Raw genomic sequence first — 1,298 nt, 5'->3', positions numbered from 1 at the left:
GATTTGCGCTGCGGTCGCTAATGTGCCGTCACTGTTGCCGTCGATGTCTTCAACAATGGCGTTAAAACCATCCACTGCACTTTGAATAGCTGCAATCGTGGTCAGCTCTCCCGTCGCGATTTGATTGACAATCTGGGGTGTACTGACCATATCTAGACCAGTGACGCCCATCGCTTCAAGCTCATTTTGTTCAAGCGTCGCCGTGGCGTTGGCGCCATTGGCAATGAAATCGGCCAAATCATTCACTGTTGATATAGCATCACTGATTTGTTGATTGGTTAAGGTTTGACTATCTAGACTACTCAACGCTTCAGCGTACAAGCTCTGATTACTGTCTATCGCGTCCGATATGCCTGCAAGCGCATTGATTTGCGCTGCGGTCGCTAATGTGTCGTCACTGTTGCCGTCGATGTCTTCAACAATGGCGTTAAAACCATCCACTGCACTTTGAATAGCTGCAATCGTGGTCAGCTCTCCCGTCGCGATTTGATTGACAATCTGGGGTGTACTGACCATATCTAGACCAGTGACGCCCATCGCTTCAAGCTCATTTTGTTCAAGCGTCGCCGTGGCGTTGGCGCCATTGGCAATGAAATCGGCCAAATCATTCACTGTTGATATAGCATCACTGATTTGTTGATTGGTTAAGGTTTGACTATCTAGACTACTCAACGCTTCAGCGTACAAGCTCTGATTACTGTCTATCGCGTCCGATATGCCTACAAGCGCATTGATTTGCGCTGCGGTCGCTAATGTGCCGTCACTGTTGCCGTCGATGTCTTCAACAATGGCGTTAAAACCATCCACTGCACTTTGAATAGCTGCAATCGTGGTCAGCTCTCCCGTCGCGATTTGATTGACAATCTGGGGTGTACTGACCATATCTAGACCAGTGACGCCCATCGCTTCAAGCTCATTTTGTTCAAGCGTCGCCGTAGCGTTCGCGCCATTGGCAATGAAATCGGCTAAATCATTCACTGCTGATACAGCATCAATGATTTGTTGATTGGTTAAGGTTTGACTCTCTAGACTACTCAACGCTTCAGCGTATAAGCTCTGATTACTGTCTATCGCATCCGATATGCCTACAAGCGCATTGATTTGCGCTGCGGTCGCTAATGTGCCGTCACTGTTGCCGTCGATGTCTTCAACAATGGCGTTAAAACCATCCACTGCACTTTGAATAGCTGCAATCGTGGTCAGCTCTCCCGTCGCGATTTGATTGACAATCTGGGGTGTACTGACCATATCTAGACCAGTGACGCCCATCGCTTCAAGCTCATTTTGTTCAAGCGTCG

At 48.3% G+C, this 1,298-nt stretch carries 1 protein-coding gene; it reads right to left on the bottom strand.

The window, feature by feature from the left end:
* Window positions 1-1,298: YhgE/Pip domain-containing protein (locus VTH8203_RS23395; protein WP_158296241.1), on the bottom strand; the 1,298-nt coding region annotated here is incomplete at both ends.

Source organism: Vibrio thalassae, from assembly GCF_900089835.1.
GTDB classification, from domain to species: Bacteria; Pseudomonadota; Gammaproteobacteria; order Enterobacterales; family Vibrionaceae; genus Vibrio; species Vibrio thalassae.
Note: the sequence above shows the minus strand (reverse complement) of the source record. Positions and strands in the feature narration are given on the sequence as shown.